The 15,023-nt window shown below is 57.3% G+C and carries 15 protein-coding genes and 1 tRNA gene; 13 read left to right on the top strand and 3 right to left on the bottom strand.

The window, feature by feature from the left end:
- Window positions 1-108: 108 nt before the first annotated feature.
- Both LJN55_RS16485 and LJN55_RS16480 read right to left on the bottom strand, forming a co-directional pair.
- Window positions 109-183, bottom strand: a tRNA-Arg gene (locus LJN55_RS16485).
- Window positions 184-253: 70 nt separating this feature from the next.
- Window positions 254-1,174, bottom strand: coding sequence for a formate/nitrite transporter family protein (locus LJN55_RS16480; RefSeq protein ID WP_227534873.1), 921 nt, complete (start codon window positions 1,172-1,174; stop codon window positions 254-256).
- 245 nt (window positions 1,175-1,419) lie between these two features.
- Between LJN55_RS16480 and ccmA the strand changes: the two genes are divergently transcribed.
- The 10 genes from ccmA (at window position 1,420) to mlaA (ending at window position 9,186) form a co-directional block, all read left to right on the top strand.
- Window positions 1,420-2,034, top strand: a complete 615-nt coding sequence (gene ccmA, locus LJN55_RS16475) for a cytochrome c biogenesis heme-transporting ATPase CcmA (protein ID WP_227534872.1) — start codon at window positions 1,420-1,422, stop codon at window positions 2,032-2,034.
- Complete coding sequence (gene ccmB / locus LJN55_RS16470) at window positions 2,034-2,693, top strand: heme exporter protein CcmB (RefSeq protein WP_133841301.1); 660 nt, start codon at window positions 2,034-2,036, stop codon at window positions 2,691-2,693. The genes ccmA and ccmB overlap by 1 nt, the downstream gene beginning before the upstream one ends.
- Window positions 2,694-2,773: 80 nt before the next feature.
- Window positions 2,774-3,517 (top strand): heme ABC transporter permease, encoded by a 744-nt coding sequence (locus LJN55_RS16465; RefSeq protein ID WP_133842107.1) that lies wholly within the window; start codon window positions 2,774-2,776, stop codon window positions 3,515-3,517.
- On the top strand, window positions 3,514-3,744 hold the full coding sequence (gene ccmD, locus LJN55_RS16460; RefSeq protein WP_227534871.1) for a heme exporter protein CcmD: 231 nt from the start codon (window positions 3,514-3,516) through the stop codon (window positions 3,742-3,744). The genes LJN55_RS16465 and ccmD overlap by 4 nt, the downstream gene beginning before the upstream one ends.
- Window positions 3,741-4,223: a cytochrome c maturation protein CcmE gene (ccmE, locus tag LJN55_RS16455; RefSeq protein ID WP_167863565.1), complete on the top strand. Its 483-nt coding sequence runs from the start codon at window positions 3,741-3,743 to the stop codon at window positions 4,221-4,223. The genes ccmD and ccmE overlap by 4 nt, the downstream gene beginning before the upstream one ends.
- Window positions 4,220-6,175 (top strand): heme lyase CcmF/NrfE family subunit, encoded by a 1,956-nt coding sequence (locus tag LJN55_RS16450; protein ID WP_227534870.1) that lies wholly within the window; start codon window positions 4,220-4,222, stop codon window positions 6,173-6,175. The genes ccmE and LJN55_RS16450 overlap by 4 nt, the downstream gene beginning before the upstream one ends.
- Window positions 6,172-6,729: a DsbE family thiol:disulfide interchange protein gene (locus LJN55_RS16445; protein WP_133841305.1), complete on the top strand. Its 558-nt coding sequence runs from the start codon at window positions 6,172-6,174 to the stop codon at window positions 6,727-6,729. The genes LJN55_RS16450 and LJN55_RS16445 overlap by 4 nt, the downstream gene beginning before the upstream one ends.
- Window positions 6,726-7,187 (top strand): cytochrome c-type biogenesis protein, encoded by a 462-nt coding sequence (locus LJN55_RS16440; RefSeq protein WP_133841306.1) that lies wholly within the window; start codon window positions 6,726-6,728, stop codon window positions 7,185-7,187. Before LJN55_RS16445 ends, LJN55_RS16440 begins: the two co-directional genes overlap by 4 nt.
- On the top strand, window positions 7,184-8,389 hold the full coding sequence (gene ccmI / locus LJN55_RS16435; RefSeq protein WP_227534869.1) for a c-type cytochrome biogenesis protein CcmI: 1,206 nt from the start codon (window positions 7,184-7,186) through the stop codon (window positions 8,387-8,389). The genes LJN55_RS16440 and ccmI overlap by 4 nt, the downstream gene beginning before the upstream one ends.
- Window positions 8,390-8,424: 35 nt before the next feature.
- A complete protein-coding gene (gene mlaA, locus LJN55_RS16430; RefSeq protein ID WP_133841308.1) occupies window positions 8,425-9,186 on the top strand; it encodes a phospholipid-binding lipoprotein MlaA in 762 nt (253 codons plus the stop codon).
- A gap of 56 nt (window positions 9,187-9,242) precedes the next feature.
- Here the strand turns inward: mlaA and fadL are convergent, their stop codons facing one another.
- On the bottom strand, window positions 9,243-10,580 hold the full coding sequence (gene fadL / locus LJN55_RS16425) for a long-chain fatty acid transporter FadL (protein ID WP_133841309.1): 1,338 nt from the start codon (window positions 10,578-10,580) through the stop codon (window positions 9,243-9,245).
- A gap of 377 nt (window positions 10,581-10,957) precedes the next feature.
- Between fadL and LJN55_RS16420 the strand changes: the two genes are divergently transcribed.
- From LJN55_RS16420 to fadJ, 3 genes are all read left to right on the top strand, one after another.
- Window positions 10,958-11,254 (top strand): YfcZ/YiiS family protein, encoded by a 297-nt coding sequence (locus tag LJN55_RS16420; protein WP_133841310.1) that lies wholly within the window; start codon window positions 10,958-10,960, stop codon window positions 11,252-11,254.
- Between the two features lie 213 nt (window positions 11,255-11,467).
- A complete protein-coding gene (gene fadI / locus LJN55_RS16415; protein ID WP_227534868.1) occupies window positions 11,468-12,778 on the top strand; it encodes an acetyl-CoA C-acyltransferase FadI in 1,311 nt (436 codons plus the stop codon).
- On the top strand, window positions 12,778-14,931 hold the full coding sequence (gene fadJ, locus LJN55_RS16410) for a fatty acid oxidation complex subunit alpha FadJ (protein WP_227534867.1): 2,154 nt from the start codon (window positions 12,778-12,780) through the stop codon (window positions 14,929-14,931). The genes fadI and fadJ overlap by 1 nt, the downstream gene beginning before the upstream one ends.
- Window positions 14,932-15,023: the final 92 nt, after the last annotated feature.

Raw genomic sequence — 15,023 nt, 5'->3', positions numbered from 1 at the left:
GTAACGGAAGCCCGCACACGCGGGCTTTATCCTGTGTGAGATGCACTGCCCCAGGCAAAGGATTTGTTCGAATAGCCACGTATCAGTGAGGGCGACAGGATAGGAAAATGGTGTCCCCTGCAGGAATCGAACCTGCAACTAGCCCTTAGGAGGGGCTCGTTATATCCATTTAACTAAGGGGACAGCGGCGCGCAGTATAGCCTGTTTCGCGCCGCAGATTAACCACTTACCCGCCTGACTGCGCGTTTTAGCATCAATCCGGCTGATTTTCTGCCTCTTTCTTCTCTTTGCGCTTCGCCTCCGCTGCGGCTTTCGCTTTGGCTTTGTTGCTCATGTCGTTACGGATCTGCGCATGGCTGATCAGGGCAAAGATAAAGGTGCCGCCAATGATGTTGCCGGCAAGGGTTGGCAGCGCAAACGGCCAGATAAACTGCTGCCACGGCAGATCGCCGCTGAACACCAGATAGAAGACCTCCACCGATCCCACCACGATATGCGCCAGGTCACCCAATGCCACCAGCCACGTCATCAGGATGATCACCCAAATCTTAGCGGCGCCCGCAGACGGGAACATCCATACCATGGTGGCAATGATCCAGCCGGAAACCACCGCGTTGGCAAACATCTCCATCGGGCTGTTCTCCATCACTTTCTGGCTGATGCTGACAAACGCCCCGCGTACGGCGTCGTCGAAAATGGGCAGGTGGTTAAAGGCCAGCGCGGCCAGCGCAGTGCCAATCAGGTTACCGCCCAGCACTAACCCCCACAGACGCATCAGCAACAGAAAATTCCCGCCGTTCGGTTTATGCATCACGGGCAGCACGGCAGTGACGGTGTTCTCGGTAAACAGCTGCTGCCGCGCCATAATCACGATAATAAAGCCGAAGGTGTAGCCGAGGTTCTCCAGCAGAAACCCGCCGGGAACATCCTGCAGATTGACGTGGAAGATGCCTTTTGCCATCAGTGAGGCACCCATCGACAGCCCGGCCGCTATAGCAGAAAACAGCAGGGCGAGGGCATCACGCTCCAGCTCTTTCTCCCCCTCCTGGCGGATCTGCTCGTGTACGGCGGCAGCCTGCGAGGGCAGGGCTTCTTCATCCACCTCAATCTCTTTGCCCTGTTCGCTTTCTTCACTCTCAACCTGATTATCATTATCGTTTTGTGTGTTTTTCATCTTTCCCCCAGAGAATAGCGTTCCCTCTTAAGCGTAGCGGGTATTATCCGACGCGATGAAATGTAACCTGCATTAATAAGAAGAGTAACAAAGCTTTAACCCAGGCGTGAAACCGTGCAAAAAAGCGCCATAGCCCGGTTTTTCAGGGGGGGAAGACGTGCCTTATGCCGCCTGGTCAGCGTAGGCAGACACACAGTTTGTGGTACTATCCTGCATCAAATTTAACAATGTGCGATTTTCCTCCCATGCTGGCAGCCCAAAATCTGACATGTGTTCGCGATGAGCGGACGCTGTTTAGCGATCTCAGTTTTACCGTGAAGGCCGGCGATATTGTGCAGGTGGAAGGGGAAAATGGTGCAGGAAAAACCTCGTTGCTGCGTATTCTGGCCGGGCTCAGCCGGGCAGAGCAGGGCGACGTGCTCTGGCAGCAGCGCAGCATTCAGCAGGAGCGTGAAAACTATCACGCCAGCCTGCTTTACCTCGGCCATCTGCCGGGGATCAAAGCGGTATTAACCCCATTTGAAAATCTCAGCTTCTGGCACGCGGAGCGTTCGCCGGAGGAACTCTCGCAGGCGCTGGAGCAGGTTGACCTTACCGGCTATGAAGACGTTGCGGTGTCCCAGCTCTCCGCCGGGCAGCAGCGGCGCGTGGCGCTGGCGCGTCTGTGGCTGTCAGCGGCACCGCTGTGGATACTGGATGAACCCCTGACCGCCATTGATAAATCGGGTGTGGACCAGCTGATAGCCAGGCTGGTGCTTCATGCCGATCGGGGCGGGGCGGTGATCCTCACCACGCACCAGGAACTGCCTGCGACCGTGCGTCATCTCAGCCGCATTCGGCTGACGGATGGGATGGCCTGATGTTCTGGCGCGTATTGCAGCGTGAACTGCGCATCGCTTTTCGTAGCGGGTCAGAAATTATCAACCCGCTGTGGTTCTTTCTGATTGTTGTCACGCTGTTTCCCTTAGGCATCGGGCCGGAGCCGCAGCTGCTGGCGCGCATTGCACCTGGCATTGTCTGGGTTGCAGCGCTGCTCTCCTCGCTGCTGGCACTGGAGCGGCTGTTCCGTGATGATTTTCTCGATGGTTCGCTGGAGCAGCTTCTGCTGTTGCCCACGCCGCTGCCGTTGACGGTGCTGGGCAAAGTGGCCGCACACTGGATCGTTACCGGGCTGCCGCTGTTGCTGCTGTCACCGCTGGTCGCCTTGTTGCTGTCGCTGGATTTTGCCAGCTGGCGGGCGGTGGCGCTGACTCTGCTGCTGGGCACGCCGACGCTCAGTTTCCTCGGCGCGATTGGCGTCGGGCTGACGGTGGGGCTGCGTCGTGGGGGCGTATTACTGAGTTTACTGGTGTTGCCGCTGGCGGTGCCGGTACTGATTTTTGCCAGTGCAGCCATCGATGCTGCGGGGCAGGGGCTGCCGATTGACGGCTATCTGGCCATTCTGGGTGCCCTGCTGGCAGGGAGTGCCACGCTGGCACCTTTTGCCACGGCGGCTGCATTACGGGTGAGCGTTCACTAACCGGCGAAAAGACCGGGAGTGCGCCGTTTTAGCGCGAACTTACGCCAGACGAATGATCTTTAATTGTGAGCAAAAACATCATGTGGAAATGGATACATCAACTGGGCAAGCCCGATCGGTTGTACCGATTATGCGGACGCCTGGTGCCGTGGTTTGCGATCCCGGGCGTGGCTGCGCTGCTGCTGGGCTGGGCGTGGGGGTTCGGTTATGCACCGCCAGCATCTGAACAGGGTGACGGTTTCCGCATCATCTATATCCACGTACCGATGGCCATGTGGTCGATGGGCATCTATGCCGCGATGGCGTGCGCCGCCTTTATCGGGCTGGTGTGGCAGTGGAAAACGGCTGACCTTGCCATGATGGCCATGGCCCCAATCGGTGCGGTGTTTACCTTTATTACGCTGGTTACCGGCTCCGCCTGGGGCCGGCCGATGTGGGGCACCTGGTGGATGTGGGATGCCCGTCTGACGTCCGAACTGGTGCTTTTGTTCCTTTATATGGGCGCCATTGCGCTGTATCACGCCTATGATGACCGCCGCATGGCCGGGCGCGCCGCGGGGATTGTGATCCTCGTTGGTGTGATCAACCTGCCGATTATTCATTACTCCGTAAAGTGGTGGAATACCCTGCATCAGGGCTCGTCCGGGGTGCTGTTACAGGCCGTTGACCCGACTATGCGGGCACCGCTGTACTGGTCAATCCTGGGCGTGTGGCTGGTGTTTATTACCCTGACGCTGATGCGTCTGCGTAACCTGCTGCTGCATACCGAGCGCCATCGCCCGTGGGTCGCGGAGCTGGCCGTCAAGGGAGGGCATCACCGATGACACCTGCTTTTTCTTCCTGGCATGATTTCTTTGCCATGGGCCGTTACGGCTTTTATGTCTGGCTGGCCGTGAGCTGCACCCTGATCCCGCTGGTTACGCTGTTGATACACACGCTGTGGCAACGCCGCCGTCTGCTGGCTGACATCAGTCAGCGCCATGCCCGTGAGCAGCGTATTCGCGCAGCAAAAATGAAAAAAGCCGCCACCGCGGCAGGAGAACGATCGTGAATCCCCGTCGTAAAAGTCGCCTGATTCTGGTGATGTTGATATTAATCGGGCTGGGGCTGGCAACGGCGCTGGTGATGTACGCGCTGCGTTCCAATATTGACCTGTTTTACACGCCTGGCGAAGTGATCAACGGCAAAGGCGCTCAGCAGATTAAGCCGGAGCCGGGCCAGCGTCTGCGCGTGGGGGGCATGGTGATGCCGGGCAGCGTTAAACGCGATCCCAACACCTTGCAGGTCTCGTTCAAACTCTACGATGCGGTGGGCGTGATTAGCGTCAGCTATGAGGGCATTCTGCCGGATCTGTTCCGCGAAGGGCAGGGCGTGGTGGCGCAGGGCGTATTGCAGGACGGCACCCACGTGCAGGCCAAAGAAGTGCTGGCCAAACATGATGAAAAATACACGCCACCCGAAATTGAAGATGCGATGAAGAAAAATCACCGTTCCCCGGCGGCAATCAGCGCGAGCGGAGGCCAGTCATGATGCCTGAAATCGGCAGTTTCCTGCTGTGCCTGGCGCTGGCGTTTTCGCTGCTGCTGAGTGTTTATCCGTTATGGGGGGCCGCGCGTCAGGATGCTCGTCTGATGGGGCTGGCGCGTCCGCTGACTTACGGGCTGTTTACCTGCATTGCCGGGGCCTTCTTGATCCTCGTTCATGCCTTTGTGGTGAACGATTTCAGCGTGGCTTACGTGGCGACCAACTCCAATACCTTATTGCCGGTTTACTACCGCATTGCCGCCACCTGGGGGGCGCACGAAGGCTCGCTGCTGCTGTGGGTGCTGTTGCTCAGCGGCTGGACGCTGGCGGTGGCGCTGCTCAGTCGCGCCATGCCGGCGGATGCCATTGCCCGGGTGCTGGCGGTAATGGGGATGATCAACCTCGGGTTCCTGCTGTTTATCACCCTGACGTCGAACCCGTTCACCCGCACATTGCCGGACTTCCCGATAGAGGGCAGCGATCTCAACCCGATGTTGCAGGATATCGGGCTGATCTTCCATCCGCCACTGCTGTATATGGGCTATGTCGGTTTCTCCGTCGCTTTCGCGTTTGCCATTGCCTCGCTGATGGCCGGGCGGCTGGATACCGCCTGGGCGCGCTGGTCGCGGCCCTGGACTACGGCGGCCTGGGTGTTTCTCACCATCGGGATTGTGCTTGGCTCGGCCTGGGCTTATTACGAGCTGGGCTGGGGCGGCTGGTGGTTCTGGGACCCGGTCGAAAATGCCTCCTTTATGCCGTGGCTGGCCGGGACCGCGCTGATCCACTCACTGGCCGTGACGGAAAAACGTGGCACCTTTAAAGCCTGGACGGTGCTGCTGGCAATCACCGCCTTCTCCCTCAGTCTGCTGGGCACCTTCCTGGTGCGCTCCGGGGTGCTGGTATCGGTCCACTCGTTTGCCTCTGATCCGGCGCGCGGCATGTTTATCCTCGCGTTCCTGATTATCGTCATTGGCGGTTCGCTGCTGCTGTATGCCATCAAAGGCGGTAAGGTACGCAGCCGGGTGCAGAATGAGGCCTGGTCGCGCGAATCCTTCCTGCTGGGGAACAATGTGCTGCTGATTGCCGCGATGCTGGTGGTGCTGCTGGGTACGCTGCTGCCGCTGATACATAAACAGCTCGGGCTGGGCACCATCTCCATCGGTGAACCTTTCTTTAATACGCTGTTTACCTGGCTGATGGCTCCGCTGGCGTTGCTGATGGGCATCGGCCCGCTGGTGCGCTGGCGTCGTGATGAGCCACAGAAACTGTGGAAGCGTCTGGGGCTGGCGCTAGTCGTCACGCTGCTGCTGTCGATTGTTCTGCCGTGGCTGATGCACGATCGCATTGAGGCGATGACGGTGGTCGGCCTGCTGATGGCGGTGTGGGTGATTATCCTGACGCTGATGGAACTGCATGAGCGCGCCACGCATCGCCATGATTTCTTCGCTGGCCTGCGTCATCTGTCGCGCAGTCACTGGGGCATGGTGCTCGGCCATCTGGGTGTTGCCGTGACGGTGATCGGCATCGCCTTCAGCCAGAACTACAGCGTGGAACGTGATGTGCGGATGAAAGAGGGCGATAGCGTGAGCGTTGCCGGGTATCAGTTCACGCTGCGTGGTGTGGTGCGTCTGGTGGGGCCGAACTATTCCGGTAGCACAGGTGTAATTGACGTCACCCGCAACGGTCAACATGAAGCGACCTTGCAGGCGGAAAAACGCTTTTACAGTGCGGCACGGACCATGATGACCGAAGCGGCCATCGACGGCGGCTTCACGCGCGATCTCTATGCGGCGCTGGGCGAAGAGCTGGAGGGCAAATCCTGGGCTGTACGCCTCTATTACAAACCTTTTGTCCGCTGGATCTGGTTTGGTGGTGTCTTCATGGCGCTCGGTGGGGTGCTGTGCCTGCTGGATCCGCGCTACCGTTCGCGCCGTAAAGCGCAAAAGGAGCTGGCATGAACAAGAAAATTCTTTATCTCCCGCTGGTGCTGTTTTTGCTGCTGGCGGCGGCGCTGCTGTGGCAGCTAAGTCGTAATGCCAACGGCGATGACCCGACGCGGCTGGAATCGGCGATGGTCGGTAAGCCGGTCCCGGTCTTCAAACTGGAGTCACTGGACCAGCCGGGTAAAACCTTCGATCAGTCGGTGCTGAATGACGGCAAGCCGATCCTGCTGAATGTCTGGGCCACCTGGTGCCCGACCTGCCGGGCGGAACATCAGTATCTGAATACGCTGGCTGCAAAAGGCGTTCGCGTTGTGGGGATGAACTATAAAGACGATCGTCAGAAAGCGATCACCTGGCTTAATACGCTCGGCAACCCTTATGCCCTGAGCCTGTACGACGGTGACGGAATGCTCGGGCTGGATCTGGGTGTGTACGGTGCGCCGGAGACGTTTCTGATCGATGGCCACGGTATTATCCGCTATCGCCACGCCGGTGATATGAACGACCGCGTATGGAACGAGGAAGTGAAACCCCTGTGGGAAAAATACAGCCAGGAGGCCGGATCGTGAAAGCTTATCTGATGCTGCTGGCGCTGGTGCTGTTCAGCGCGGGTGTGCAGGCTGACAACATCGACACCTACTCTTTTGCCACCGTGGATCAGGAGCAGCAATATCGCCAGCTTACGGCCTCGCTGCGCTGCCCGAAGTGCCAGAACAACAGTATTGCCGACTCCAATGCCATGATTGCCGGTGATATGCGGCTGAAGGTTTACCAGCTGTTGCAGGCAGGGCAAACGCCGGAGCAGGTGAAAGCGTATATGGTGGCGCGCTACGGCAATTTTGTTTCTTATCAACCGCCGGTGACGCCGTCGACGCTGATCCTCTGGGCGGGTCCGGCGCTGTTTGTGATTATCGGCACGCTGGTGATTATTCTGCGCAGCCGCAGGCGTGCTGAGCACGTCGCGCTGGATGCGGAACAGCAGCAGCGGCTTGATACCCTGTTAAACCATGACGAGAAGCAGCCATGAGCACACTGTTCTTAACCATCCTGTTGCTGCTGGTCGCCGCCTGTGCGCTATTTTTACTGGCAGGTGTACGCAACAAGCGGGGAAGCACCGCCGATCGCGATCGGCTTAATCAGGCTTTCTATCATCAGCGCCTGCGTGAGCTGGAAGAGGATGAAGGGCAGGGTGTGGTGGCAGAACGTCCCGAGATGGTGCGCGAGTTGCAGGAAACGCTGCTACTGGATATTCCCCAGACCCCTTCTCAAACATCCCGTCAGGTCAGCCGTTGGGCACTGCTGCCGGGCGTGGTGATCCTGCTGCTGGTGAGTCTCGGCTTCTACGTTAAAACCGGAGGGCTGCAACAGGTCCTGGCCTGGCAGCAGGTGAAGAATGAACTGCCTGCACTGCGTGCACAGGTGATGGATCCGCAGGCGCGGCCGCTGAGTATGGAACAGCTGGCACGTCTGGCGCTGGGTGTTCGCAGCGAGTTGCAGCGCACGCCGGATGATGTTGAAAACTGGAAGATGCTCGGCCGGCTTGGCATGGTGCTTAACAATGCCAGCATGGCCAGCCAGGCCTTTCGTCATGCCTTGCAGCTGGCACCGACCGACATTGATGTTCGCCTGAGCTATGCTGAAGTACAGACCCGCTCGAACGATCCGCAGGATAATCGTGAGGCGCTCATGATGCTGGAAGGGATGGCCGTGCAGTATCCCACCAATATGCGCGTGCTGGGGCTGCTAGCCTTTAATGCCTATAACCAGCAAAACTATGTGCAGGCAGCGGCGACCTGGCAGAAAATGCTGTCACTGTTACCCGAAAATGACGGACGCCGGGTGATGATCCAGCGCAGTATCCAGCAGGCAGACAGCGCTTCCGGCAAAGAAAAAAGCCACCTGGCGTTAACCATCAGTTTGTCACCTGAGGCAGAAAAAATGTTACCCGCGAACGGAGTGTTGTATATTTCCGTGTCTGACGGCGTTTCTCAGGTTCCTGTAGCCGTGAAAAAGAGTCCGTTGAGCCATTTTCCTTTATCGATCACGCTGGATGACAGCAATGCTATGATGCCGGATCGGTTGTTATCCTCGCAGCATCAGGTGCAGGTTCGCGTGCGAATATCGCGCGATGGCAGCGCTTACCGTTCACCTGGTGACTGGTTCGGGCTGACTGAAGTACTGCCTTTTGCCGGTCAGCAGCAGATTGCCGTGGAAATTAACCGGCAGTAGTGGACGATAATTTATAACAGTACAGGGAGAAAACGATGAACTATCGCCTGACGGGCTTAGTGCTGGCTAGCGTACTGATGGTGGGATGTGCCACTTCTGAGACGGCGAATGAGCCGCAGGGCCATGCCGACCCTCTGGAAAGCTTCAACCGTTCTATGTTCGACTTTAACTACAATGTGCTGGATCCGTATGTTCTGCGCCCGGTTGCGGTGGTCTGGCGTGATTATCTGCCGCAGCCTGCACGTAACGGGCTGGGCAACTTTTTCAGTAACCTGAACGAACCTTCCTCAATGGTGAACTATTTCATTGAGGGCAACCCGTATAAGGCGATGGTGCACTTCAACCGTTTCTTCCTGAATACGCTGTTGGGTATGGGCGGTCTGATTGATGTGGCCTCCATGGCTAACCCGAAACTGGCGAAAGAAGAGACCCGTGCTTTCGGTAGTACGCTGGGGCATTACGGCGTGGGATACGGCACGTATGTCGAAGTCCCTGGCTACGGGGGTTTTACGCCGCGTGAAGATATTGGCGGGCTGGTCGATGATGTTTATCCGCCGCTGCTCTGGCTGACCTGGTGGATGTCTGCGGGTAAATGGGCACTGGAAGGGATTGAAACCCGTGCACAGTTGCTCGACTCCGATGCTATTTTGAGAAATTCTAACGATCCTTACGCATTTATGCGTGCGGCTTATTTCCAGCATCATGATTTCCTTGCCAGCGATGGAAAATTAATTCCGCAGGAAAATCCAAACGCCGCCGCAATTAAGGGTGATTTGGGCGATATTGATTCGCAGTAAATAATAAAAACCCCACGGGAGTGGGGTTTTTTATTCGCGTTGATAAAGCGCAGTGATCAGAACTTATAGTTAAAGCTCGCACCGTACAACCAGGCTTTACCGCTGGAGGTAAAGGTATAAGGTGTCGCCTGGCCACCATTTTGGGCGGTGGCAACCGGATCATTCCCTTCTTTAACCGTGACTTTTTGTCCGTGCATATAAGAAATACCGACATCCACTGACGCATCTTTATTAAAGGCGTAAGAGGTACCCGCGCTCAGCCATAAACGGTCCTGGTCAGGAATAGAGATGGAACGTTTATCCGAAGGAACCGGGCTGTCATCGAAGGCAATACCGGTGCGGAAGGTCCAGTTATCATCGTAGAAGTAACTGGTACCCAGCGCGATGCGGTAGGCATCGTGGAAGCTTTCATCTTTAACGAACAGGTCCTGACCATTGCTGCCGGTCGCTCTCAGCTCCTGGAACTGGCTCCAGCTGGTATACGCCAGGCTGTAGTGAACGGCCCACTGTGGTGCAACTTTGTGGTATCCGGAGACTTCCCACATTTCAGGCAGGTGCAGTGACAGGGAGCCTGAAACCGTATTACCACCAGTACCGGACGGCAGACCAAATTGACCGCCGATCGGGTTGTAGGCCACCGGAATATCACTGCTGTAGTCACCGTCAAAGTCGATTTTCACTTCTGAACGGTAGCTCAGGCCAAAGCGGTTCTTATCATCCACTTCATAAAGAATACCGGCGTTCCAGCCGTAACCCCATTCATCGCCTTTCAGATGAGCAATCTGGGTATCAGCCGGTGCGGCAGGTAAACCTGCGGCGGGCAGGAAAGCGCCCAGCTCACCAATATTACGTTCGATTTTCGCTTTCGCATAAACGGCATTGACGCCGACACCCATGCTGAAGTGCTGGTTAAGACGATAGGCGGTGCTGAGGTTAAGGTTCATGGTTAACAGATCGGTGGTGCCCGCAAAAGGACCACCGGCATATCCATCGTTAAACTCGGTGGCGAGACCATAATTACTGGTTGCTGAGGCGCCAATCCACCACTGATCGTTCAGCGGCTGGACGTAGTGAATATTTGGTACCCACTGCGTCGGTGCAATATTATCGGCATTCAGACTATTACCTGCACCAGACTGTCCCTGAATATTCACATCGGGATCGATAAATACCGCGCCAATGGAAAACATAGGGCGATCCATTAATGCCATTGTGGCCGGGTTACGACTGGCCGATGCTGCGGTATCACCCATTGCGCCTTCGCCGGAATAAGCGCGGCCAAGACCAATGGTGGAAAATTCGTTCAGTTGAAAGCCAGCCGATAAAGCATTTGAAGAAACAAGCGCCACTGCTGCTGCGAGTGCAGACTTAGCAAACAGGTTTTTATGGTTCATAACCACAACCTCATTATCTGATTTTTATTTAAGCTCTGTTACGTAACGTAACAAGGGATCGCGGATTCTAGGGACTGACAGACAACCAACAAATCAGACCAGTGGGCCAAGTATAGGTCCGACCTGTGTCTATGTTGCAATATTGTTTTTCAAATATTTCTAAAATGATGCTGAAAAAGCGATCTGGCTTGCAAAAACCTTACAATCAATTTTTTGATGATTTAGTGTGAATTGTTTCGGATCAAATAATAGTGTGATTTTCATCACTTAACGCGCTCTTTTCCCCGGATGGCTGGAGCGAAAACAGGCGCAGGCGTAGACTTATACTTATCTAAATTAACCTGCCGCCAGATACCGGGTGGTATGCCGGAGGATGTATGACTGAAGCTATTAACCGCTGTAACGCCAGTGAAACCGCTGCGTGTTGCTGTGTCGATGTTGGGACAGTAATGGATAACACGGACTGTACCGCCAGCTACAGCCAGGAATTTGAACGTCGTGAACAGGCTGAAGCGATGCTGCGTACGCTGACGGATAAAGCGCGTGCCGTTGAGTCAGAACCTTGCCTGATCGAAAGCCGCTTCAGCGAAACCCCGGCCGGTGTCACGCTGGACTGTGAGTTTACTTTTAGCTGCCAGGCGGAAACGATGATTTTCCAGCTGGGCCTGCGCTAATCTCCCGGTGGAGGGTGCCCGCCCTCCACCAGAATCGTGTGTGTTCTCGCATTTTTTCCCTTCTGCCGTAGCGCCCGTCATTAATCTGGTTAACACTGATCAGGTCAGACCTCTTGGCAATGATGCCGTCTATCTAAGATATGCTCCCGACCTCGCGTATTGCCGCCCATGCACCGGCAACACGACGCAACAGGGAGCAGAAAGGTGAGAATAATGAGTAAAGCTATACCTTTGCTGACACGTCAGGGTGACCGTATCGCAATCACCCACGGATTGCGTACGCCATTTGTCCGCCAGGCCACCGCGTTTCACGGTATTCCGGCGCTGGAACTGGGGCGCATGGTGATCAGTGAACTGCTGGCGCGCAGCGAGATCCCCGCTGACGCCATTGAACAGCTGGTGTTCGGCCAGGTGGTGCAGATGCCGGAAGCCCCCAATATTGCCCGTGAAATTGTGTTGGCCAGCGGCCTGAGTGTGCATACCGATGCCTACAGCGTCAGCCGCGCCTGCGCCACCAGCTTTCAGGCGGTGGCGAATGTGGCCGAGAGCCTGCTGGCAGGGACGATTCAGGCCGGTATTGCCGGTGGCGCGGACTCTTCCTCAGTGCTGCCGATTGGCGTCAGTAAAACGCTGGCGCGGGTGCTGGTCGACCTCAGCAAAGCGCGTACGTTGCCGCAAAAACTTACACTCCTTAGCCAGCTGCGTCCGCGCGATTTACTGCCGGTGCCTCCGGCGGTGGCCGAATATTCCACCGGGCTGCGCATGGGCGATACCGCCGAACAGATGGCGAAAGATCATGGCATTACCCGCGAGCAGCAGGATGCACTGGCGCACCGCTCCCATCTTCATGCGGCGCGTGCCTGGCAACAGGGGCTGTTAAATGACGAGGTGATGACGGCTTATGCTCCCCCGTGGAAGCAGCCCGTTCAGCAGGATAACAATGTGCGCAGCGAATCCCGTCCTGAAGACTATGCCCGCCTGCGCCCGGCATTTGACCGAAAACACGGTACGGTCACGGCAGCAAACAGCACGCCACTCACCGACGGGGCTGCTGCGGTGGTTCTGATGACCGAGTCCCGCGCGCGCGCGCTGGGCATGGTGCCGCTGGGCTACCTGCGCAGCTATGCGTTTACCGCCATTGATGTGCGCCAGGATATGCTGCTGGGGCCTTCCTATGCTTCACCGCTGGCGCTGGATCGTGCGGGGATCACGCTGGCCGACCTTTCTCTGATTGATATGCATGAAGCGTTTGCGGCGCAGACGCTGGCTAACCTGAAGATGTTTGCGGATGAACGTTTTGCCCGCGAGGTGCTGAACCGTCCCCATGCGCTGGGCGAGGTGAATCAGGAGCAGTTCAACGTGCTGGGTGGCTCTATCGCTTATGGTCATCCGTTCGCCGCGACCGGGGCACGGATGATCACGCAGACGCTAAATGAGCTGCGTCGGCGCGGTGGCGGGCTGGGGCTGGTGACCGCCTGCGCCGCCGGGGGTTTGGGTGCCGCAATGGTTTTGGAGGCGGAATAATGGAACAGAAAACGGCTTTTACGCTCAGCATGCGCCTGGATAACGTCGGCGTGATCACTATCGATGTGCCTGATGAGAAGATGAACACGCTGAAGGAGGCCTTTGCCGGGCAAATTCGCGATGTCCTCAGACAGGCACGGTCCAATCCGCACCTTGCCGGGCTGGTGCTGATCTCCGGCAAGCCGGACTCTTTTATTGCCGGGGCCGATATCAGCATGATCGCGGTCTGTGACACGGCAGAGCAGGCCAGCGCGCTGGCACACGCCGGGCAGACCGTGATGGCGGAGATCGCTGCGCTGCCGGTGCCGGTCGTGGCCGCCATCCACGGTGCCTGCCTCGGGGGCGGCCTGGAGCTGGCACTGGCCTGCCATCATCGCGTCTGTTCGCTGGATGATAAAACCCGGCTCGGCCTGCCGGAAGTCCAGCTGGGGCTGTTGCCGGGCTCCGGGGGAACGCAGCGGCTGCCGCGTCTGATTGGCGCTTCGACCGCGCTGGATATGATCCTGACAGGCAAAACCCTGCGTGCGCGTGCGGCCCTGAAATGCGGGCTGGTGGATGACGCGGTGGCAGCGAGTATATTACTGGAGACAGCGGTGAAGCTGGCACTGAAAGCGCGCAGCGCCAGAAAGCCGTTACCGCTGCGCGAACGGCTGTTAACCGGCCCGGCGGGCAGGGCGATACTGTTCGCGCTGGCAAAACGCCAGACGCAGGCGAAAACGCACGGGAATTACCCGGCGACAGACAAAATACTCAGCGTGGTGCGCTGCGGGCTGGAACAGGGCAGCGGTAGCGGTTATGCCGCCGAGGCGCAGGCATTTGGTGAACTGGCGATGACGCCGCAGTCCGCCGCTTTGCGCAGCCTGTTTTTCGCCACTACCGCCCTGAAAAAAGATCCGGGTGCCCAGGCTGCGCCGCGTGAGTTGAAGCGTATTGGTGTGCTGGGCGGTGGCCTGATGGGGGGAGGTATCGCCTGCATCACGGCTACCCGCGCCGGGCTGCCCGTGCGCATTAAAGATGTGAACCCGGAAGGCATTAACCGGGCGCTGAAAACCAGCTGGCAGGTGCTGACTCAGCAGGTCAACCGCCGCCGCCTGAGTGTGGCAGAGCGTCAGCAACAGATGGCATTGATCAGCGGTGGTACTGACTATCAGGGCTTCCGCCAGCGTGATATGGTCATTGAAGCCGTCTTTGAAGATCTGGCGCTGAAGCAAAAAATGGTGGCTGAGGTTGAGGCGCACTGTTCGCCAGACACGCTGTTTGCTTCTAATACGTCATCGCTGCCGATTGCGGATATTGCCTCCGGTGCGCAGCGGCCAGAGAATGTCATCGGTTTGCATTACTTCAGCCCGCCGGAAAAAATGCCGTTGGTGGAGGTGATCCCCCATGCCGGAACGGCTGCGGCCACCGTGGCCACGGCGGTGGCGCTGGCGAAGAAACAGGGTAAAACACCGATTGTGGTGGCCGATCGGGCCGGGTTCTACGTTAACCGCATTCTCGCCCCCTATATGATTGAAGCGATGCACTGTCTGCTGGAAGGGGAGCCGATTGAGTCTATTGACCACGCGCTGGTGCAGTTCGGTTTCCCGGTGGGGCCGGTGCAGTTACTGGATGAAGTAGGGATTGATGTCGGCACGCATATTATGCCAATCCTGCAACAGGCATGGGGCGAGCGTTTTGCATTACCGGCTGCGCTGGATGCGGTGCTGAAGGACGATCGCAAGGGACGGAAGAACGGACGTGGTTTCTACCTTTATCCACAGAAAGGGCGGAAAAAGCAGCCGGACAGCGCGATTTATCGCTTGCTGAATATCAGTGCAAAACACCATCTCAGCGCACAGAATATCGCTCAGCGCTGTGTGATGATGCTGCTGAATGAGGCGGCGCGTACGCTGGACGAAGAGGTGGTTTCCTGCGCGCGTGACGGCGATATCGGCGCTGTTTTTGGCATCGGCTTCCCGCCGTTTCTCGGGGGTCCCTTCCACTATATGGACCAGTTGGGCATCGGTGAAGTGGTAAACAGTTTAGAGCAACTTATGCAGCGTCACGGGCCGCGTTTTGCCCCTTGTGAACGTTTGAAAAAAATGGCTGACGCCGAGGAAACCTTCTATAAACCGGAAGTTAAGCTGAATAGTTGCACTGATTCAGTGGGATAGTCTGGTGGGGTTAGCGAATGATGTTTGCTGGTTAATCTGCACGTCGCTCACTAAGTAAACAATCGGTTGACTATACTCAAGGCATTGGGGTA

The organism is Erwinia rhapontici (assembly GCF_020683125.1).
Taxonomy (GTDB): Bacteria; Pseudomonadota; Gammaproteobacteria; order Enterobacterales; family Enterobacteriaceae; genus Erwinia; species Erwinia rhapontici.
Note: the sequence above shows the minus strand (reverse complement) of the source record. Positions and strands in the feature narration are given on the sequence as shown.

Coding starts and splice junctions, on each gene's coding strand:
- mlaA (WP_133841308.1), top strand. CDS start 8,425: ATGAACTATCGCCTGACGGGCTTAGTGCTGGCTAGCGTACTGATGGTG.
- fadJ (WP_227534867.1), top strand. CDS start 12,778: ATGGAACAGAAAACGGCTTTTACGCTCAGCATGCGCCTGGATAACGTC.
- LJN55_RS16465 (WP_133842107.1), top strand. CDS start 2,774: ATGTGGAAATGGATACATCAACTGGGCAAGCCCGATCGGTTGTACCGA.
- LJN55_RS16480 (WP_227534873.1), bottom strand. CDS start 1,174: ATGAAAAACACACAAAACGATAATGATAATCAGGTTGAGAGTGAAGAA.
- fadL (WP_133841309.1), bottom strand. CDS start 10,580: ATGAACCATAAAAACCTGTTTGCTAAGTCTGCACTCGCAGCAGCAGTG.
- LJN55_RS16445 (WP_133841305.1), top strand. CDS start 6,172: ATGAACAAGAAAATTCTTTATCTCCCGCTGGTGCTGTTTTTGCTGCTG.
- ccmB (WP_133841301.1), top strand. CDS start 2,034: ATGTTCTGGCGCGTATTGCAGCGTGAACTGCGCATCGCTTTTCGTAGC.
- LJN55_RS16420 (WP_133841310.1), top strand. CDS start 10,958: ATGACTGAAGCTATTAACCGCTGTAACGCCAGTGAAACCGCTGCGTGT.
- ccmD (WP_227534871.1), top strand. CDS start 3,514: ATGACACCTGCTTTTTCTTCCTGGCATGATTTCTTTGCCATGGGCCGT.
- fadI (WP_227534868.1), top strand. CDS start 11,468: ATGAGTAAAGCTATACCTTTGCTGACACGTCAGGGTGACCGTATCGCA.
- LJN55_RS16450 (WP_227534870.1), top strand. CDS start 4,220: ATGATGCCTGAAATCGGCAGTTTCCTGCTGTGCCTGGCGCTGGCGTTT.
- ccmA (WP_227534872.1), top strand. CDS start 1,420: ATGCTGGCAGCCCAAAATCTGACATGTGTTCGCGATGAGCGGACGCTG.
- ccmI (WP_227534869.1), top strand. CDS start 7,184: ATGAGCACACTGTTCTTAACCATCCTGTTGCTGCTGGTCGCCGCCTGT.